Source organism: Pseudomonas reidholzensis (assembly GCF_900536025.1).
GTDB lineage: Bacteria > Pseudomonadota > Gammaproteobacteria > Pseudomonadales > Pseudomonadaceae > Aquipseudomonas > Aquipseudomonas reidholzensis.
In genome coordinates this window covers 281,219-298,895 of sequence record NZ_UNOZ01000017.1, presented here as the reverse complement: position 1 = coordinate 298,895, position 17,677 = coordinate 281,219, and the positions used below count along the sequence as shown (strand labels likewise).

The following is a 17,677-nucleotide window of genomic DNA, read 5'->3' as shown; positions in this document are numbered from 1 at the left end:
ATAAAAGGTACTCCGGGGATAACAGGCTGATACCGCCCAAGAGTTCATATCGACGGCGGTGTTTGGCACCTCGATGTCGGCTAATCACATCCTGGGGCTGAAGCCGGTCCCAAGGGTATGGCTGTTCGCCATTTAAAGTGGTACGCGAGCTGGGTTTAGATCGTCGTGAGACAGTTCGGTCCCTATCTGCCGTGGACGTTTGAGATTTGAGAGGGGCTGCTCCTAGTACGAGAGGACCGGAGTGGACGAACCTCTGGTGTTCCGGTTGTCACGCCAGTGGCATTGCCGGGTAGCTATGTTCGGAAGAGATAACCGCTGAAAGCATCTAAGCGGGAAACTTGCCTCAAGATGAGATCTCACTGGGATCTAGAATCCCCTGAAGGGCCGTCGAAGACTACGACGTTGATAGGTTGGGTGTGTAAGCGCTGTGAGGCGTTGAGCTAACCAATACTAATTGCCCGTGAGGCTTGACCATATAACACCCAAGCAATTTGAGCATCAGTGCCAAATTGTGGTGGTGAAGACGAAGCAGCCGAAAGTTCGTAACATCACAAATATCGCATATCCGAATTCGCTGGAGTGTCCAACAGGACGTTCTGGTAACAGAATTTCTTGACGACAATAGAGCATTGGAACCACCTGATCCCATCCCGAACTCAGTAGTGAAACGATGCATCGCCGATGGTAGTGTGGGGTCTCCCCATGTGAGAGTAGGTCATCGTCAAGATTCATTTCGCAAAACCCCTATCTGCGCGAGCAGGTAGGGGTTTTGTCTTTGCGCTCGAAAAAACGTCGGCGCTCTCGAGCTGCTGTACAGGCCGCCAGAAAGCGCTCGGCACAGGTCCCCTCGCTCAACCCCTCTCATTGCTCCTCAAGCAAATGCATTTTGTCCGAACCCATACACCCTCAACGCGACAGAGGTGCGACAATATTGCAGTTTGTTGACGTGACTTTCTCGCGCATAGTCAGCGTCAAGACTTAGATTCGGGGGCACCTTCCGCCCGCGGACAAGCCGATGTCAGCCCCATGCTGACCGAACTGGACGTCCCACCGTCCTATTACTTGAGGTAACAAGCAAGATGGCTAAGGCCGCCGATGTCGTTGTGCAATGCCTGGAAAACGAAGGTGTCGAGTATGTGTTCGGCATTCCTGGTGAGGAGAACCTCGATCTGCTGGAGTCCCTGCGCAAATCGAAGATCAAGCTGGTACTGACTCGCCACGAGCAGTCCGCAGGCTTCATGGCCGCCACCTATGGCCGCCTGACCGGCAAGACCGGCGTCAGCCTGTCGACCCTCGGCCCCGGCGCGACCAACCTGGTCACCGCCAGTGCCTACGCGTATCTCGGCGGCATGCCGATGATGATGATCACCGGCCAGAAGCCGATCAAGAAGTCCAAGCAAGGCCGCTTCCAGATCATCGACGTGTGCGGCATGATGGCCCCCATCACCAAGTACACCCACCAGTTCGCCTCGGCCGACAACATCCCGGCCCGCATGCGTGAAGCGTTCCGCCTGGCTGAAGAAGAGAAGCCGGGCGCCGTGCACCTGGAGCTGCCGGAAGACATCGCCGCCGAGCAGACCGACAGCATGCCGATCCCGCCGAGCCTGAGCCGTCGTCCGCTGGCCGAGCACAAGGCCGTCGAAGCCGCCGTCGAGAAGCTGCAGAACGCCCGCAGCCCGATCCTGGTGATCGGTGCCGGCGCCAACCGCAAGATGACCGCCAAGGTCCTCAAGCAACTGATCGACAAGACCGGCATCCCGTTCATCACCACCCAGATGGGCAAGGGCGTGGTCGACGAGCGTCACCCGCGCTTCCTCGGCAACGCCGCGCTGTCGTCCGGTGACTTCGTTCACCGCGCCGTCGAAGCCGCCGACCTGATCATCAACATCGGTCACGACGTGATCGAGAAGCCGCCGTTCTTCATGGTCCGTGGCGGCACCGAAGTCATCCACATCAACTTCCGCTCCGCCGAAGTCGATGCGGTCTACTTCCCGCAGATCGAAGTGATCGGCGACATCGCCAACGCCGTCTGGCAGATCGGCGAAGCGCTGAACGACACCAGCCACTGGGACTTCACCCGCCTGCTGGCGATCCGTGAAGCCAACGAAGCGCAGATCGCCGAAGGCGCCGACGACGACCGTTTCCCGGTCTACCCGCAGCGCCTGGTCGCCGACATCCGTCGCGCCCTGCCGTCCGAAGGCATCGTCGCCCTGGACAACGGTATCTACAAGATCTGGTTCGCCCGTAACTACAAGGCGCACAAGCCCAACACCGTGCTGCTCGACAACGCCCTGGCGACCATGGGCGCTGGCCTGCCGTCGGCAATGGCCTCGCACCTGGTGTACCCGGACCGTCCGGTGATCTCGGTGTGTGGCGATGGCGGCTTCATGATGAACAGCCAGGAGCTGGAAACCGCAGTCCGTCTGGGCATGCACATCACCGTGGTGATCCTGCGTGACGACGGCTACGGCATGATCCGCTGGAAGCAGGCCAACATGGGCTTCACCGACTACGGCCTGGACTACGGCAACCCGGACTTCGTCAAATACGCCGAAGCCTACGGTGCCAATGGCCACCGCGTGGAAAGCGCCGAAGGCTTCCTGCCGCTGCTCGAGCACTGCATCAAGACCCCAGGTGTCCACGTGATCGACTGCCCGGTCGATTACTCGGAGAACGACCGTATCCTCAACAGCGAGCTGCGTGAGCGCGCGCTGGCGGTCTAAGGCCTGAACGTTTGCCCGCGCCTACAGGTCCACCCCGTTCAATAAACGGGGTGTGCCTGCAGGCGCTGGCGTATCAGCGCGTGTCCTGCGCATCACCCTCATACGATTTCCCCCCCTCTCAATCGCGGCTCGCTGTGCTAGGGTGCACCCAATACCCTCTGCCAGGACATCCTCAGGCCCATGCTTCCGCGTCTCAACGAAAAAGAACTCGCCCGTCTCGAAGACTTCCTGATCACCTACGGCAACGACTTCTCGGTGCTGAACCTGGCTGAACTGAACGGCTTCTTCACCGCATTGGCCAGCTCCCCGGTAACAGTCACCCCGGAACACTGGCTGCCGGCCGTCAGCGGCGGCAAGGTCCCCAAGTTCAAGCGCCCCGACCACCAAGAGGCCTATACCGCGCTGATGCTGCGCTACAGCAATGATGTGACGGCTGAATTGGCTGACCTGGACGCCTTTGAGCCGCTGTTCGAAGAGAGCGAAGGCGAAGAGGGGCCTGTCGTCATTCTCGAAGAATGGTGCTTCGGTTATATGCGCGGCACCCAGATCGCTCAATGGGCTGAACTGCCGCCGCAGCAAGATGCGCTGCTCAAGGTCATTTCGCTGCATGGTCTTGAAGACAACTTCGAACTGCTCGACCAGATGAGCGAAGCGGACATCCAGGCCTGTGTGCCGCACGTGATCGAAGCTGTGCGCGGCCTGTACCGTCACCATTACCCTCAGGCGTAATGTGAGGGTCAGGATTATTTCGCTGGCCGAAATTATGGATTGCTCCTGGCGCTAATTCCGCTGCCAGCCGAATGAGCGCAGCATGTTCTACGTCCCCCACTGACCTGGAACCTAGAACATGCCAGCCCCTATCAAGCTGTACCACTTCCCCAAGTCCGGCCACGCCCACCGCATCCAGCTGATGCTCTCGCTGCTCGACCTGCCGCACGAACTGGTCTTTGTCGACCTGGCCAAAGGCGCGCACAAACAGCCTGAATTCCTTGCCCTCAATCCCTTCGGCCAGGTGCCGGTGATCGACGACAACGGCGTGGTCATCGCCGACTCCAATGCCATCCTGGTGTATCTGGCAAAAACCTACGACAACGGAAACTGGCTGCCCGAGGCACCGCAGGCCGCAGCTGCCGTCCAGCGCTGGCTGTCGGTGGCCGCCGGGCCGCTCGCCTACGGCCCGGCCGCCGCGCGCCTGGTGACCGTGTTCGGCGCCGCCTTCAACAGCGAGGAGGTGATTGGTCGCGCCCACGGTCTGCTCGCAGTGATCGACCGTGAGTTGGCCAACACGCCATTTCTGGCGGGTGATACGCCGACCCTGGCCGATGTCGCCAACTACTCGTACATCGCCCATGCCCCAGAGGGCAACGTGACGCTCGAGCCTTACCCCAACGTACGTGCCTGGTTGGCACGCATCGAGGCACTGCCTGGCTTCGTGGCCATGCCGCGCACCGTCATCGGCCTGCAACACGCCGACTGATCACCGTCACTGCCTGCGAGGATGCCGCCATGCCCGAACGCTCTGCACACCGCCCCTCACCCTGGCACGCCGGCGAGAAACGCCTGCAGGAAAAAGCCGGCGTCGCCCAGCGCATGGATGAGTTCGGGCAAAAGGTCATCCGCGACTACATGCCCGACCAGCACCGCACGTTCTATCACCAGTTGCCGTTTCTGGTAGCCGGCTCGGTGGATGCAAACGGCAGACCCTGGGCGACCTTGATCGAGGGCGAGCCCGGTTTTGTCGGCTCCCCCGACCCACGCCACTTGGTGATTGCCGCCCGTGCGCCAGACGCTGATCCAGCGTCGGCGGGGCTGGCCGCTGGAAACGCCATCGGCCTGCTCGGCATCGAGCTGCACACACGCCGGCGTAACCGCATCAATGGCGTGATCGAAACGGCCTCAGCCGGGCAATTACAGGTGGCGGTGGAGCACGCCTTCGGCAACTGCCCGCAGTACATTCAGCTGCGTGACTACCGCCGTGTCGATGAACCTGCGCAGCCGCGTGAAGATTCCACCATGCTGGATGCCCGGGCGATGGCGATGATCGAAGCCGCCGACACGTTCTTTGTCGCCAGCTATGTCGACCACGCCGACGGTCAGCGCTCGGTCGATGTTTCGCACCGCGGCGGCCGGGCCGGCTTCGTCAAGGTCGAAGGCAACCGCCTGAGCATCCCCGACTACGCCGGCAACTTGCACTTCAACACCCTCGGCAACCTGTTGTTGAACCCGGTGGCAGGGTTGCTGTTCGTCGACTTTGCCAGCGGCGACGTCCTGCAGCTGTCAGGGCGCACCGAGTTGCTCCTCGACAGCCCGGCAATCGCCGCCTTCGAGGGGGCCGAGCGGATGTGGACGCTGGAGGTCGAGCAGGTGGTGTGGCGGCCAGCGGGCGTATCGCTGCGCTGGGCGTTCGAGGGCTATGCGCCGACGAGCCTGATGACGGGTACCTGGGCTGAAGCCGAACAGCGTCTCGAGCAGCGCGAGCACAAGGCGCAGTGGCTGGCCTGGCGGGTGATCCGGGTCGAGCAGGAAAGCCGCGACATCCGCTCCTACTATCTGCAGCCACCCGCGCACACGGCAGTGTCGTTCACGGCGGGGCAGCATCTGCCTATTCGCCTGCAGCTGGGAGATGACGCGCCGCTGATCCGCACCTACAGCCTCTCCAGTGCGCCCTCTGACGGTTACCTGCGCATCAGCGTCAAGGCCCAGGGCCCGGCATCACGGCATTTGCATGAGCAGGTTGCGCTGGGCGATGCGCTGGAGGTACGGCTGCCCACGGGCAGCTTCGTCCTCGACAGCAGCAGTGCGCGGCCGCTGGTGCTGATCGCCGCGGGGGTAGGCATTACGCCGCTGCTGGCGATGTTGCGCGAGCAGCTGGTGAGCGATGTCTCCCGGCGCGTCTACCTGTTTCAGGGCGCGCGCAGCCTGGCCGACCTGCCGTTCCAGCAAGAGCTGGCGACATTGCTTCAGCTGGCGGGGCCCCGCTTGAGTGTGCACCGCGCACTGAGTGCCCCGGAAACGCATGCCGTCGAAGGCCGCGATTACGATTTCGCCGGGCGCCTGGGCGTCGAGCAGATCAAGGCTCGGCTGGCCCTGGACGACTATGACTTCTATGTGTGCGGGCCCGCCAGTTTCACCCAGGACATCTATGAGGGCCTACGCGGTGTGAATGTGCCGGATGCGCGCATCCATGCCGAAGCCTTCGGCCCTTCGACCCTGCGCCGTCACGGCGATGGCCAGCCCGTGCTGCTGGAGCAGCCGCCGGTGGCCACTGAGGCGGTGCCGGTGTACTTCGCAGGTTCTGCCAAGGAAGCGCGCTGGACGCCCGGCAGTGGCAGCTTGCTGGAGCTCGCCGAGCGGCGTGGCCTGGCGCCGGAGTTCAGTTGTCGGGGAGGCTCGTGTGGCACCTGCAAGACGCGGCTGGTCAGTGGCCAGGTGCACTATCCGAACCCACCGGCCGAGTTGCCGGAGCCGGGCTCGGTGCTGATCTGTTGCGCAGTGCCCGCCCAGGCAGATGAAGCGTTGGTGTTGGACGTATAGCGCTTGCCAGCACGGCCACTTGTGGCCAAGCCCCCGCCCCGCGAATAATCCCCCCACGACAAGTACAGGGGCGACGCATGGATCAGATCCACCTGATGAAGGTGCTGGTGGCGGTGGGCGAGCTGCAGAGCTTTGCCGGCGCCGCGCGGCGCCTGGGCATCTCCGCGGCGGCGGTCACCCGCGCAATCGTCGCGCTGGAGCAGGCCCTCGGGGTCAAGCTGCTGCTGCGCACCACCCGCAGCGTGCGCCTGACCGACGCCGGCAGCCGCTACCTGGAAGACAGCCGCAACATCCTCGCCAGCATCGATGAGGCCAACGAAGCGGCCGCAGGCATCAACGCCGCGCCCCAGGGCAACCTCGCGGTGACCGCGCCGCTGCTGTTCGGCAAGGCCTTCGTCATGCCGTGCATCGTCGATTACCTGCAGGCGTATCCGCAGGTCGACGTGTCGGCGTACTTTCTCGATCGGGTGGTCAACCTGGTGGAGGAGGGCATGGACGTTGCGGTGCGTATCGGCCCCTTGCCCGACTCCGGGCTCAGGGCGCTGCGTGTCGGGCAGGTACGCCGCCTGCTCTGCGCCTCGCCCGAGTACCTGGAGCAGCATGGCGTGCCCGCGCATCCGCAGGCGCTGGCGGCGCACACGATCATTACCGCCAGTGGCGTGTCACCGCAGGCGCAATGGCGATTCGGGCCTGCCCAGGCGCCCACCCTGGTGCAGGTCAAGCCACGCCTGACGGTGACCAGCAACGATGCCGCGATCGTCGCCGCGAGTGCCGGCCTGGGGATCGCCCGGTTGCTTTCTTACCAGGTCGCGGACGAGCTGGCGACGGGGCGTTTGCGGGTGGTCCTGGAAGCCTATGAGGAGGCGCCGTGGCCGATCCATGTGCTGCACCGGGAGAGCAAGTATGGCTCGGCCAAGGTCCGCACGTTCATCGACCGGCTGGTGGAGCACCTGCGCGCGCACCGGTACCTGAACTGATCAGTAGCCGCGTTGGCGATCCACCACGCCCTGCATGGGCTCGCCACGCTGATGGCGTCGCAGGTTCGCCAGCAACACCTCGAAGGCGGACTCGGGCAGGGTCGACGCGCCGATGTGCGGCGTCAGCCAGATCTGCGGATGCCGCATGAACGGGTGGTCGGCAGCCGCCGGCTCCTCTTGCAGCACGTCCACCAGCGCCTGTTGCAGCTGACCGCTGTCCAGGGCGGCCAACAGGTCGGCCTCGACCAGGTGCCCGCCACGGCCGAGGTTGATCAGGCTGGCGCCACGCGGTAACCCTGCAAACAGCCGCGCATCGAGGATGCCGCGGGTATCAGGGGTCAACGGCAGCAGGCAGATGAGGATGTCGCACGCCGCGAGAAACCCCGGCAACGCTGCTTCACCGGCATGGCACTGCACCCCTGCGAGGGTCTTGGCCGAGCGCGACCAGCCACTCAGGGCAAAACCGAACCCCTGCAATTGCCTGAGCACCGCCTGGCCAAGATTGCCCAGCCCCATCACCCCGACCCGGCGCTGATGCGCCGGTACATAGGGCAGCTCCTGCCAGCGTCCCTCACGCTGCTGTTGAACATAGCTCGGCAGGTCGCGGTGCAGCGCCAGCACCGCCATCGTCGCGTACTCGACGATGCCCCGGACGATGCCCGGGTCGAGCATGCGCACGACTTGCACCGACGCCGGCAACAGGCGGGTATCGAACTGATCGACGCCCGCCGAAGTGGCAAACAGCACCTCGAGGTTGGGGAAGCGCTCATGGATGCCTTCGGGCGGCAGCCAGGTGGCCAGGTAGCGGACGTCCGCCGGGTCGCCGATGTCAGGCCACAGGCGCACGTCGATGTCGGGGGCCTGCTCGGCGAACAGCTGTTGCCAGGTGTCGGCCCGCTCGGTGTCAACGTTGAATAGCAGGGTCATGGTGCCTCGCGCGGTGGCTGGGTGTCGGACCTACAGCTTGCCAGAGGCTGGCCCGACAAACCTGCACCAGAAACGACATGGCCCGCCCTAGACGAGCGCCTGGTAACGCAGCTTGAAGCCCAGGTTGAGTTGTTCACCCTGCTGCAGCAAGCGCAGCCCCGGCCGCCCTGGCAAATGATGGGCGTTGATCGGATGGCTGACGGGTTCGAAACAGAAAAACGCCTGATCCTGCGGGCAGAACAGCAGGTAATGCGCCGCACCGGTGGCGCTGCAATGCAGCTGATACCCCGCGTCGGGCTGGACGATCATGCACTCGCCCAGCCATCCGTCGAAGGCATGGTCGACGGCAGTACTCGGCAGTTCGCGCAAGGTGTCGAAGCGCCACGCCTCGGGGATGTCGACCAGGCGCGACGGCAAGCTGTCCTCGTCACCCACCCACACCTGGCGTGCGGGTGCCAGCAGCAGAGTGTCGCGGTAGCGCGGCAGGTAGGGGTGCAAGCCCAGGCCATGCCAGCAGGGCAAGGCGTCGAGGTGAGTGACCTGCAGGTCGAGGCTCAGGCAGCCTTCCTCCAGGCTCACATGCAGCGTTGCCCGATAGGCGAAGGGCACCTCGCTGTCCAGGGTCAGGCAGGCATGGTCAGTGCCTTGATGGCTCACCTGCCAGGGCTGCTGCCAGGCACTGCCGTGGATCGCATAGGGCGCAGTCGGGGTGTTTGGCGGCAGCGCCAGCCATTTGTCAGGACGGGCAAAACCACCCATGCCGATGCGGTTTGACCAGGGGGCCAGCGGGTAGCACGCCAGCCGCCGCGGCGAGCCACTGTCCAGCGCGGCCGGGTCGCTGTGGCGCAGCAGGGGCTGGCCGGTTTCCTTCACCTGCCAGTTGACCAGGCTGGCGCCTACCTGCGGCGCCAGGCTGAGGCGGGTCAGACGGTCTTCGAGGTGCACTTCGAACAGGGACATCAACAGGTTCCTTGGAAAGGTCGATCAGGTCGGTCGGCGGTAGGTCAGCAGGACGATCCCGCACACCACCACCGCGCCACCGATCAGTTGCAGGGTGCTCAGGCGCTGGTCGAGCAGGGCCCAGCCGAGCAGCAAGGTGGCGATCGGCTCGATGTTCATCACCGGCGCGTTGTGCGCCATGTTCAGCCGCGGCACGCAGACGAACAGCAAGGTGAACGCCACCCCGTACAGCACCACCAGGCTCGCCAGGGCCAGCCAGCCGGTACTGCTGGCCGGTACCGACAGCCCTGCCGGTACCCAGCCACCAAACCCGGCGACGAGCATGCTGGCGAACACGATCAGCAGGGTCAGCAGGCTGCGCACCGGCCCGCGCACGCTGGCCAGCTTGTGGTCGGTGATCCACAGCGCGCAGGCGAACACGCAGGCCGCGCAGAACGCCAGACCGACGCCGAGCGTCCAGTCAGGGTTGGCATCGCTGCTGTCGGCCAGGCGCGACGGCACGTCCAGGGCCAGCACCAGGCCGACCAGGATCAGCCCCATCAGCAGCACCGTGCGGCGGCTCGGGCGCGGCCCGCCCAGCGCCCAGCTGAGCAGCGCCAGCAACATCGGGAAGGTGTTGCCGACCAGCAGTGCCAGCGCCACCGGGATGCGCGCCACGGCCGAGTACAGGCACAGGCTCTGGGTGGCGATCAGCAGGCCCAGGAGCAGTTGCCAGCGCCGCGAGCCCGCCGGCAGGCCCAGCGGCTGGCGCTGCCAGAGGACCAGCGCGGTCAGCGCCAACAGGGTGATGCCCGAGCGACAGAGGATCGCCAGCAACACCCCGGTGTCGTCGTCGAAGGCGATCCGCGCGGCAATGTGGTTGCCGGCAAACGAGCACGCCAGCAGGGCCAGGAGGGCCACCGCCAGCTTGCGCGGGAAGAGGGTAGGGTTTACAGCAGAGGGGACAGCCATGGGCACAAATCCATTTGCGGGAGGAGGGCGGGCCCGGCAGGCCCGCCCGAGGGTTACAGCACCACGCTCGGCAGCCAGAGGGAGATTGCCGGGATGTAGGTCACCGCCATCAGTACCAGGAACAGCGCCACGTAGAACGGCAGCAGCGCCTTGACCGTGGCCTCGATGCTGACCTTGCCGATCGCCGAGCCGACGAACAGCACCGCACCCACCGGTGGCGTGATCAGGCCGATGCCGAGGTTGACCAGCATGATCATGCCGAACTGCACCGGGTCGACGCCGATGCCGGTGATCACCGGCAGCAGGATCGGCGTGAGGATCAGGATCAGCGGCGCCATGTCCATCACCGTGCCCAACAGCAGCAGCATGAAGTTGATGCACATGAGGATCACGTAGCGGTTGTCCGACAGGGTCAGGAACATCGTGGTGATCTTCGACGGGATCTGCATCAGCGTCATGACATAGCCGAAGCTGGCGGCAAAGCCGATCAGGATCATCACGATAGAGATGGTCCGTACCGTGCGGTGCATCAGTTTGGGCAGGTCACGCCACTTGTAGTCGCGGTAGATGAACATGGTCACGAAGAACGACCAGACCACCGCAATGGCCGCCGACTCGGTGGCGGTGAACACCCCCGAGAGAATGCCGCCGAGGATGATCACCATCGCCATCAGGCCCCACAGCGCCTCGCCGGCGATCTTCAGCGCCTGGCGCAGCGGGATCACCTCGCCCTTGGGGTAATTGCGCCGCTTGGCGAAGATCAGGCACAGGCCCATCAGCACCGCGCTCATCAGCAGCCCGGGCATCCCCCCAGCCATGAACAGCGAGGCGATCGACACCGTGCCGCCCGCCGCCAGCGAGTACAGCACCGAGTTGTGGCTGGGCGGGGTGAGCAGCGCCTGCACCGAACCGCTGACGGTCACGGCCGTGGAGAACTCACGCGGGTAGCCTTTGCGCTCCATTTCCGGGATCAGCACCGAACCGACCGAGGCGGTGTCGGCCACCGACGAGCCGGAGATCGCCCCGAAGAACGTCGAGGCGGTGATGTTGACCAGCGACAGGCCGCCGCGAACAAACCCCACCAGCACCCCGGCGAACGCCACCAGCCGCCGTGACATGCCGCCTTCGGCCATGATCGCGCCGGCCAGCACGAAGAACGGAATGGCCAGCAGCGAGAACTTGTTAACCCCACTGGCGACCTGGATCATCATCGCCTGCAGCGGGATGTCGATCCACCAGGCGCCGATCAGTGCGGCCAGGCCCAGCGCGTACGCCACCGGCATGCCCAGCAGGATCAGTGCAATGAAACTGCCCAACAGAATGAACGCATCCATTTATGCCGCTCCTTCGTTTTCTTCGACCACGTCGAAGCGCATCACCTTGCGGTGGCCCTGGTCGCCGTAGAGGATCTTTTCCACGACGAACATCAGCGTGAGGGCGCCGCCGATCGGGATGGGCGCATAGGTCATGCCGACCCGGATCGACGGCAGGGTGGCGAGAAACTGGTTCCAGGTGGTCATGCACAGCCTGAAGCCGTAGTAGGTCATGAACGCACACACCAGCAGCATCAGCACTTGCACCACCAGCGCCGCGGCCTTGCGCTGCGCCGGCGGCAGGCGGTCGGTGACCATCGCCACCGCCATGTGCGCGCCGGCCCGGTAGCTGGCCGCGGCGCCGATGAAGGCGAACACCACCATCAGCAGGATCGCCACCGGCTCGGGCCAACTGGAGCCGGTGCCGAGCACGTAGCGGGCAAAGATGCCCCAGGGAATGATCAGCGTCATGGTCAGGATCGACAGACCCGCAACCCAGATGCAGCTGGTGTACAACGCGTCGTTCAGACGCAGGAAAGCGCTTTTCATAAGGCATCACCGAAGCGGCGCGGCGGCATCCGCCGCGCTGCGGGAGTCATCTGGCAACGGCGTCGGGTTACTGGACGTCGGCGATTCGCTTCATCAGGTCGGCGTACTGCGCACCGTACTTCTCGCGCACCGGCGCGGTGGCGTCATAGAACGGCTTCTTGTCGACCTCGATGAACTCGACCCCGGCCGCCTTGAGTTTCTCTTCGCTGGCGGCGGATTTGGCGTCCCACAGGGCGCGCTCTTCCATCTGCGCCTCGCGGGCGACCTTTTTCACCAGGGTCTGCTGCTCGGGGGTGAGCTTGTCCCAGGTGGTCTTGGACATCACCACCGGCTCCGGCAGGATCAGGTGACCGGTCAGGGTGAAGTACTTGGCGCTCTGGAAGTGGTTGTGTTCGAGCAGGGTCGGCGGGTTGTTTTCGGCGCCGTCGATCACCCCGGTCTGCAGGGCGCTGAAGATCTCCCCGGTGTCCATGGCGATGCCGTTGCCGCCCATGGCGTTCATCATGTCGAGGAACAGCGGGTTGCCCTGGACGCGGATCTTCATGCCCTTGAGGTCTTCGATCTTGCGCACCGGCTTCTTGGTGTAGAGGCTGCGCGTGCCGCCATCCATCCAGGCCAGGGCGACCAGGTTGAATTCGGAGTTGGTGATCTTGTCGAGGATCTCCTGGCCGATCTCGCCATCGATGATCTTGCGCATGTGGTCGTGGTCGCGGAACACGAACGGCATGTTGAACACGTTCACATCCGGCACCACCGGGCCGACGATGCCCAGGCTCACCCGGGTCATCTGCACCGCGCCGATCTGTGCCTGCTCGATCACTTCCTTCTCGGAGCCGAGCACGCCACCGGCGAACATCTTGAAGGTGATTTCGCCATTGCTGGCGGCCTCGAGCTTCTTGCCCATGTTCTGCTCGGCGACCACCGTCGGGTAGCCGGCCGGGTGGATTTCAGCGAACTTGATGTCCAGCGCATGCGCGGCGCTGGAGAGGGTGAAGGCGAACGGGAGTACAGCAAGGAGCAGCTTGCGTTTGAAGATCATGATGAAACTCCGGTGTTGTTATTATGTGGTTTCGTTCGTGTCTGGCAGTGTCTGTTTCAGCCCCGGTACGCCGGCTCCTCCAAGCCTTTGACGCCGGGGTTGAGGGCGAACACGCCGCCCGCCAGGGGCTGGTCGGCGAGGTCGCCCGCAGGGCGTATCGAGGTGACGAACAGGGTGTCCAGGCCGGCGCCGCCGAAGGCGCACATCGCCGGTTTTTTCACCGGCACGCTGAGCGAGCGGTCCAGTCGGCCATCCGGCGTGAAGCGGTGCACCAGGCCTGCGTCATTGCCGCAGATCCAGTAGCCGCCCTCGGCATCGACCGCCGCGCCGTCAGGGCGCCCGGGGTATTCGCGCATGTCGACGAACAGCCGCCGGTTGTGCGGCGTGCCGCTGTCGATGTCATAGTCGAAGGCCCAGATGGCCTGCACGTCAGGGTGTGAGTCGGAGAGGTACATGCGCGTGCCGTCCGGGCTGAACGCCAGGCCATTGGGCACGATCAGGTCGTCCAGCTGCAGGCGCAGCGCCTGGCCTTCGCCACCTTGGCGATAGAGTGCGCCGACGCGCGCGCCCTGTTGCATGTCCATCAGCATGCTGCCGGCCCAGAAACGTCCTTGGCGGTCGCAGCGGCCATCATTGAAGCGCATGCCCTCGCGGGCATGTTCGACCGGGCTGAGCAGCCGGCTGTCGAGCGTGCCCTGGGCGTTGACGGTCAGCTGAAACACGCCGCTCTGCATGCCGGCGATCCAGCCACGGTCGGGGCTGGCGCAGCGGGCGATGCAGGCGAGCATCTCGTTGGCCTGCCAGTGCTGGTGCGCGCCATCGCTGGCGCGCCAACGGTGCAGTTGGCCGGCTGGGATATCGACCCAGTACAGGGCGTTTTCAGTGGGGTGCCAGACCGGGCTTTCGCCGGTGGCGTTGCGGGCGTCGACGATCAGTTCGCAGTGCATTGTGGCCGGCCTCCTTGCGCGCTAGGGGATGGGATCAGTCGAACGGTCCCGCAGCGACGAAGGCGCCACCGTGATAGACCATCGACGGATCGTCGGCAGCAGGCGCCGGTTGCGCTTCGACCTTGGCGCGGAACACTTCGGAGGTGTCCTTGGGCTGGTAGCCCAGGTGCGCGGCAAAGCGGTTGTCCCACCAGACGTCGCGGTTGGCCGAGGCGCCGTAGACCACCGTGTGGCCAACGTCGGGGGTGAACAGGCCGCGCTCGATCAGGGCGGTCAGGTCGTCGTAGCTCAGCCAGGTGCTGAGCATCCGCCGGTTCTGCGGCTCGGGGAACGACGAGCCGATACGGATGCTCACGGTCTCGATGCCATAGCGGTCGAAATAGAAGCTGGCGAGGTCTTCGCCGTAGCACTTGGACAGGCCGTAGTAGCCGTCGGGGCGGCGCAGGGCCTGGGCGTCGATGCGCTGGTCCTGCTGGTAGAAGCCGATGGTGTGGTTGGAGCTGGCGAAGATGATCCGCTTGACCCCATGCTTGCGCGCCGCCTCGTAGAGGTGGAACACGCCGCAGATGTTCGGCCCGAGGATTTCCTCGAACGGCCGCTCGACCGACACACCGCCAAAGTGGCAGATGGCATCGACGCCCTCGACCAGGTGGTGCACGGCGGTTTTGTCAGCCAGGTCGCATTCGACGACTTCTTCGTGGGGTCCGGTGGTCGGCGCCATGGGGCTGATATCGGACAGCCGGAGGATTTCGGCAGAACCCTTGAGGCGCTCACGAAGCACTTTGCCGAGGCCGCCTGCGGCTCCGGTGAGCAGCAGGCGCTTGAACGGTGTGATAGTCATGGCAAGCTCGTTTGTTTGGAGTTGTTGTAGGTTGTCGTATGACCGGCCTGAATTATCGGTAGGGATTCCCGGGCTTGTCAATGCTCGGCGTAGGGTTTTTGCCGTCAGCCTAGTGCAGCCAGTGCCGGCCTATTCGCGGGTAAACCCGCTCCCACAGGATCTGTGCTCGCTCCCAGATGTGGGCCTTGCAGGGATCCTGCAGGCGCGGGTTTACCCGCGAAGAGGCCGGCACGGGTGCCACTTACAGAATCGACAGCGGATAGTTGAAGATCAGCCGGTTCTCGTCGAACTCGTTGTTGCTGAAGTCCCGACGAATCGTCGAGTTGCGCCACTTCACGCTGAGGTCCTTGAACGTCCCGCTCTGGATCACGTAGGCCAGCTCCGACTCACGCACCCACTCCTTGCCATCGGTCACCGCCCCACTGTGCACCTCGCGCCCGCTGATATAGCGGTTCATCAAGGTCAGCCCCGGCACCCCCACGGTGACGAAGTTGAAGTCATGGCGGACCTGCCACGAGCGCTCGTTGGCGTTGTCGAAACTGGCGTTGTAGCTGTCGTTGGCCAGCGTCCCGCCGCTGGTGCCGTTGACCCGCATCCAGGTATCGCCACTGACCTTCTGCAGCCCGACCCAGAACGTGTTGCCGCCGACCTTGGCCGAGAACATCCCCGAGTAGGTCTTGTTGTCCAGCTTGCCGGCGCGCTCGGCGCCGTCTTCTTCACCCTGGAAGTAGCCCAGGTTGGCGCCCAGCGTCCAGCTGCCGACCGGCTGGCTGTGGCTGACCTGCAGGTACTGCTGCTGGTACACGTCCTTGAGCACCGCATTCCACAGCCCGAACAGCGTGCGGTCCTGGTTGAACTTGTATTCGCCGCCGACGAAGTTGAAGCGATCGGACAGGGCACCGCCGTATCCCATGTCTTCCATGCTCGCATCGTTGCGCGGGCTGTTGGCGCGGAACTGCCCGCCGTAGAGGGTCAGCCCGGCGATCTCATTGGACGTCACCTGGCCACCGCGCAGGGTCTGCGGCAGCGAGCGCCCATCGTCCGCACGCAGGATCGGCAGCACCGGCATCCACTCACCGATCTTCAGTTCGGTTTTCGAGATCCGCGCCTTGCCCGCCACCGCCAGGCGCCCGTAGTCATCGGCCGGGCGTCCATCGTCATGGCGCGGCAGCAGGGCCGTGCCGTAGGTGCCGCCACCGCCATCGAGCTTGACCGACCACATCCCGAGCACGTCCACGCCGAAGCCGATCGGCCCCTCGGTGAAGCCCGAGCGCGCGTCGAGGATAAAGCTCTGGGTCCATTCCTCGGCCTTGCTTTGAGGGTTGCTCGGGTCAACGAAGTTGCGGTTGATGTAGAAGTTGCGCAGGCCCAGCGTGGCCTTGGCGTCCTCGACGAAACCGGCAGCCATGACGGCTTGCGGCAGGGCACCAAGCGCGGTGGCGCTGAGCAGGGCGAGGGGTAGGTGTTGGCGGATTTTCATTATTGTTGTGCTCCCTGAGGGTAAAGCTGTCCGTATGCCGGGCGCGGATGAGCAGCCAGCGGCAGTGGCGATTGGAAAGGGTGGCCGGTCAGGCAATAGGCGTGAAGCCTGCTGGCAGAGGGCTAGGTGCCTCTGGCAACACTGGAATGAGGGCGAGGGTGAAAGCGAACAGCGAGGCGAGCGGCTGAGGTCGTCATAGGGGATTCACTGGTTTGTTGTTTTTGTTGTGTGTTGTCGTACGACTTTGCCGATTATTAACAAGGGGGAAAATGCTTGTCAATGCATTTGCTCGTGAGTCTCAGGGTGGTTTTGCCGAGCCTGAAGCAGGGATAGCTCTATTTCAAAGGCTGGCGCTTATTTGAGGACATACTATGACAATGGACCCGCTATCTAACCCGGTGGGAGCGATTCACCGGGACGCCGCGAAGGACTGCAAAGCAGCCCCATTCTCGATCTCACTTTGGTAATCGAATCCGAAACCCTCCATTCGCGGGGACTTTGATCATGCCAACCGCCAGGGCCGACAGAATCAGGGCGGTGCACATCCAGTCCAATCCACTCGGAACCTGATCGACGATAAAGACCGAACTGACCATCCCGAACACCGGAATCAACAGCGACAACGGCGCCACCTGCGAGGCTGGATATTCACGCAGCAACAGGTTCCAGCCCCAATAGCAGAAGTGGGTCGCCGCATACACCTGGAACGCCAACGACAGTACCGCCACGCCATCCACTTGCGAGGGCAGGGCGATAAAGGGTGTCGCGCCATGCAGCCACCAGGTCAGCAACAACAACGGGATCGGCGCAAACAGACTGGCCCAAACCACGAACGCAAAGATCTCCCTCACCTTGGACAGCTTGATGATCACGTTGCCGACACTCCAGGCCAGCGCGCTGACCATCACCAGCAGGAAACCCACCGTCGTCGCCTGACCAGTGCTGCCCATCAGGATGCCCACCAGGCCGATTGCCGCCAGCAGCATGCCGAGCACCTGCGGCCCGGTCAGGCGCTCGCGAAACAACAGCACGCCCCAGCCCAGCGTGAAAAACGCACTGAACTGAATCAGCAGCGCCGCGCTGCCGGGCGGCACGCCCATGGCGATCCCGAGATTGATCAGCGCCCACATGGCCACGCCGAAAATCAAGCCATACCCCGCCAGCCAGCGTATCGCGACCTTCGGCCGCTTGATTACGAATACCCACGGCAACGCCGCCAGGGTGAAGCGAATGGCGGTCAACAACAGCGGGTCGATGCGCGCCAGCCCGAGCTTGGTGATCGGGAAGTTGACTCCCCATATCGCCGTCACCAGCACGGCCAATATCAAATGTTTTCTCTGCATGGTCAGGCGCTCTTTCCTCAAGCTCCGGCGGGATGCCGTGAAGCGCGAGAAATATGCCCGGACAACGCGTGGCCCGCTTTCAATTCAAGGTCA

General features: G+C 64.1%; 15 protein-coding genes and 2 rRNA genes. 7 read left to right on the top strand and 10 right to left on the bottom strand.

Annotated elements, in window-relative coordinates:
- From CCOS865_RS13680 to CCOS865_RS13650, 7 genes are all read left to right on the top strand, one after another.
- Window positions 1–475, top strand: a 23S ribosomal RNA gene (locus CCOS865_RS13680); the annotation flags it as partial.
- A 136-nt stretch (window positions 476–611) separates the two neighbouring features.
- Window positions 612–727: ribosomal RNA gene (rrf, locus tag CCOS865_RS13675) — 5S ribosomal RNA — on the top strand.
- Between the two features lie 352 nt (window positions 728–1,079).
- On the top strand, window positions 1,080–2,723 hold the full coding sequence (locus CCOS865_RS13670) for an acetolactate synthase large subunit (RefSeq protein ID WP_119141618.1): 1,644 nt from the start codon (window positions 1,080–1,082) through the stop codon (window positions 2,721–2,723).
- A gap of 180 nt (window positions 2,724–2,903) precedes the next feature.
- Window positions 2,904–3,452 (top strand): UPF0149 family protein, encoded by a 549-nt coding sequence (locus tag CCOS865_RS13665; RefSeq protein ID WP_119141616.1) that lies wholly within the window; start codon window positions 2,904–2,906, stop codon window positions 3,450–3,452.
- A 118-nt stretch (window positions 3,453–3,570) separates the two neighbouring features.
- Complete coding sequence (locus CCOS865_RS13660) at window positions 3,571–4,200, top strand: glutathione S-transferase family protein (RefSeq protein WP_119141614.1); 630 nt, start codon at window positions 3,571–3,573, stop codon at window positions 4,198–4,200.
- Between the two features lie 29 nt (window positions 4,201–4,229).
- The gene (locus CCOS865_RS13655) at window positions 4,230–6,257 is read left to right on the top strand and encodes a pyridoxamine 5'-phosphate oxidase family protein (RefSeq protein WP_119141612.1); all 2,028 of its coding nucleotides are present in this window, start codon (window positions 4,230–4,232) and stop codon (window positions 6,255–6,257) included.
- 77 nt (window positions 6,258–6,334) lie between these two features.
- Window positions 6,335–7,234, top strand: a complete 900-nt coding sequence (locus tag CCOS865_RS13650) for a LysR family transcriptional regulator (protein WP_119141610.1) — start codon at window positions 6,335–6,337, stop codon at window positions 7,232–7,234.
- On the opposite strand, the gene CCOS865_RS13645 is transcribed toward CCOS865_RS13650, so the two are convergent.
- The 10 genes from CCOS865_RS13645 to CCOS865_RS13600 all read right to left on the bottom strand — a co-directional run bounded on the left by CCOS865_RS13645 (window position 7,235) and on the right by CCOS865_RS13600 (window position 17,584).
- Window positions 7,235–8,161: a 2-hydroxyacid dehydrogenase gene (locus CCOS865_RS13645; RefSeq protein ID WP_119141608.1), complete on the bottom strand. Its 927-nt coding sequence runs from the start codon at window positions 8,159–8,161 to the stop codon at window positions 7,235–7,237.
- Window positions 8,162–8,248: 87 nt separating this feature from the next.
- Window positions 8,249–9,121, bottom strand: coding sequence for an aldose 1-epimerase (locus CCOS865_RS13640; RefSeq protein ID WP_119141606.1), 873 nt, complete (start codon window positions 9,119–9,121; stop codon window positions 8,249–8,251).
- 24 nt (window positions 9,122–9,145) lie between these two features.
- Window positions 9,146–10,072 (bottom strand): EamA family transporter, encoded by a 927-nt coding sequence (locus CCOS865_RS13635; RefSeq protein WP_119141604.1) that lies wholly within the window; start codon window positions 10,070–10,072, stop codon window positions 9,146–9,148.
- A gap of 53 nt (window positions 10,073–10,125) precedes the next feature.
- On the bottom strand, window positions 10,126–11,406 hold the full coding sequence (locus tag CCOS865_RS13630; RefSeq protein WP_119141602.1) for a TRAP transporter large permease: 1,281 nt from the start codon (window positions 11,404–11,406) through the stop codon (window positions 10,126–10,128).
- Window positions 11,407–11,934, bottom strand: coding sequence for a TRAP transporter small permease (locus CCOS865_RS13625; protein WP_119141600.1), 528 nt, complete (start codon window positions 11,932–11,934; stop codon window positions 11,407–11,409). It lies immediately after the preceding gene.
- 67 nt (window positions 11,935–12,001) lie between these two features.
- Entirely contained in the window at window positions 12,002–12,973 is a 972-nt protein-coding gene (locus CCOS865_RS13620; protein ID WP_119141598.1) for a TRAP transporter substrate-binding protein, read from the bottom strand.
- Between the two features lie 56 nt (window positions 12,974–13,029).
- Entirely contained in the window at window positions 13,030–13,920 is an 891-nt protein-coding gene (locus CCOS865_RS13615) for a glucurono-1,5-lactonase (protein WP_119141596.1), read from the bottom strand.
- Between the two features lie 34 nt (window positions 13,921–13,954).
- Complete coding sequence (locus CCOS865_RS13610) at window positions 13,955–14,761, bottom strand: NAD-dependent epimerase/dehydratase family protein (RefSeq protein WP_119141594.1); 807 nt, start codon at window positions 14,759–14,761, stop codon at window positions 13,955–13,957.
- 241 nt (window positions 14,762–15,002) lie between these two features.
- A complete protein-coding gene (locus CCOS865_RS13605; protein ID WP_119141592.1) occupies window positions 15,003–16,241 on the bottom strand; it encodes an OprD family porin in 1,239 nt (412 codons plus the stop codon).
- Between the two features lie 455 nt (window positions 16,242–16,696).
- Entirely contained in the window at window positions 16,697–17,584 is an 888-nt protein-coding gene (locus CCOS865_RS13600) for an EamA family transporter (protein ID WP_119141590.1), read from the bottom strand.
- Window positions 17,585–17,677 lie beyond the last annotated feature (93 nt).

What these genes read in the sequence shown, in the direction of transcription:
- CCOS865_RS13605 (WP_119141592.1), bottom strand. Translation starts at nt 16,241, where the DNA reads ATGAAAATCCGCCAACACCTACCCCTCGCCCTGCTCAGCGCCACCGCG.
- CCOS865_RS13610 (WP_119141594.1), bottom strand. Translation starts at nt 14,761, where the DNA reads ATGACTATCACACCGTTCAAGCGCCTGCTGCTCACCGGAGCCGCAGGC.
- CCOS865_RS13625 (WP_119141600.1), bottom strand. Translation starts at nt 11,934, where the DNA reads ATGAAAAGCGCTTTCCTGCGTCTGAACGACGCGTTGTACACCAGCTGC.
- CCOS865_RS13615 (WP_119141596.1), bottom strand. Translation starts at nt 13,920, where the DNA reads ATGCACTGCGAACTGATCGTCGACGCCCGCAACGCCACCGGCGAAAGC.
- CCOS865_RS13670 (WP_119141618.1), top strand. Translation starts at nt 1,080, where the DNA reads ATGGCTAAGGCCGCCGATGTCGTTGTGCAATGCCTGGAAAACGAAGGT.
- CCOS865_RS13655 (WP_119141612.1), top strand. Translation starts at nt 4,230, where the DNA reads ATGCCCGAACGCTCTGCACACCGCCCCTCACCCTGGCACGCCGGCGAG.
- CCOS865_RS13665 (WP_119141616.1), top strand. Translation starts at nt 2,904, where the DNA reads ATGCTTCCGCGTCTCAACGAAAAAGAACTCGCCCGTCTCGAAGACTTC.
- CCOS865_RS13600 (WP_119141590.1), bottom strand. Translation starts at nt 17,584, where the DNA reads ATGCAGAGAAAACATTTGATATTGGCCGTGCTGGTGACGGCGATATGG.
- CCOS865_RS13630 (WP_119141602.1), bottom strand. Translation starts at nt 11,406, where the DNA reads ATGGATGCGTTCATTCTGTTGGGCAGTTTCATTGCACTGATCCTGCTG.
- CCOS865_RS13640 (WP_119141606.1), bottom strand. Translation starts at nt 9,121, where the DNA reads ATGTCCCTGTTCGAAGTGCACCTCGAAGACCGTCTGACCCGCCTCAGC.
- CCOS865_RS13635 (WP_119141604.1), bottom strand. Translation starts at nt 10,072, where the DNA reads ATGGCTGTCCCCTCTGCTGTAAACCCTACCCTCTTCCCGCGCAAGCTG.
- CCOS865_RS13660 (WP_119141614.1), top strand. Translation starts at nt 3,571, where the DNA reads ATGCCAGCCCCTATCAAGCTGTACCACTTCCCCAAGTCCGGCCACGCC.
- CCOS865_RS13645 (WP_119141608.1), bottom strand. Translation starts at nt 8,161, where the DNA reads ATGACCCTGCTATTCAACGTTGACACCGAGCGGGCCGACACCTGGCAA.
- CCOS865_RS13620 (WP_119141598.1), bottom strand. Translation starts at nt 12,973, where the DNA reads ATGATCTTCAAACGCAAGCTGCTCCTTGCTGTACTCCCGTTCGCCTTC.
- CCOS865_RS13650 (WP_119141610.1), top strand. Translation starts at nt 6,335, where the DNA reads ATGGATCAGATCCACCTGATGAAGGTGCTGGTGGCGGTGGGCGAGCTG.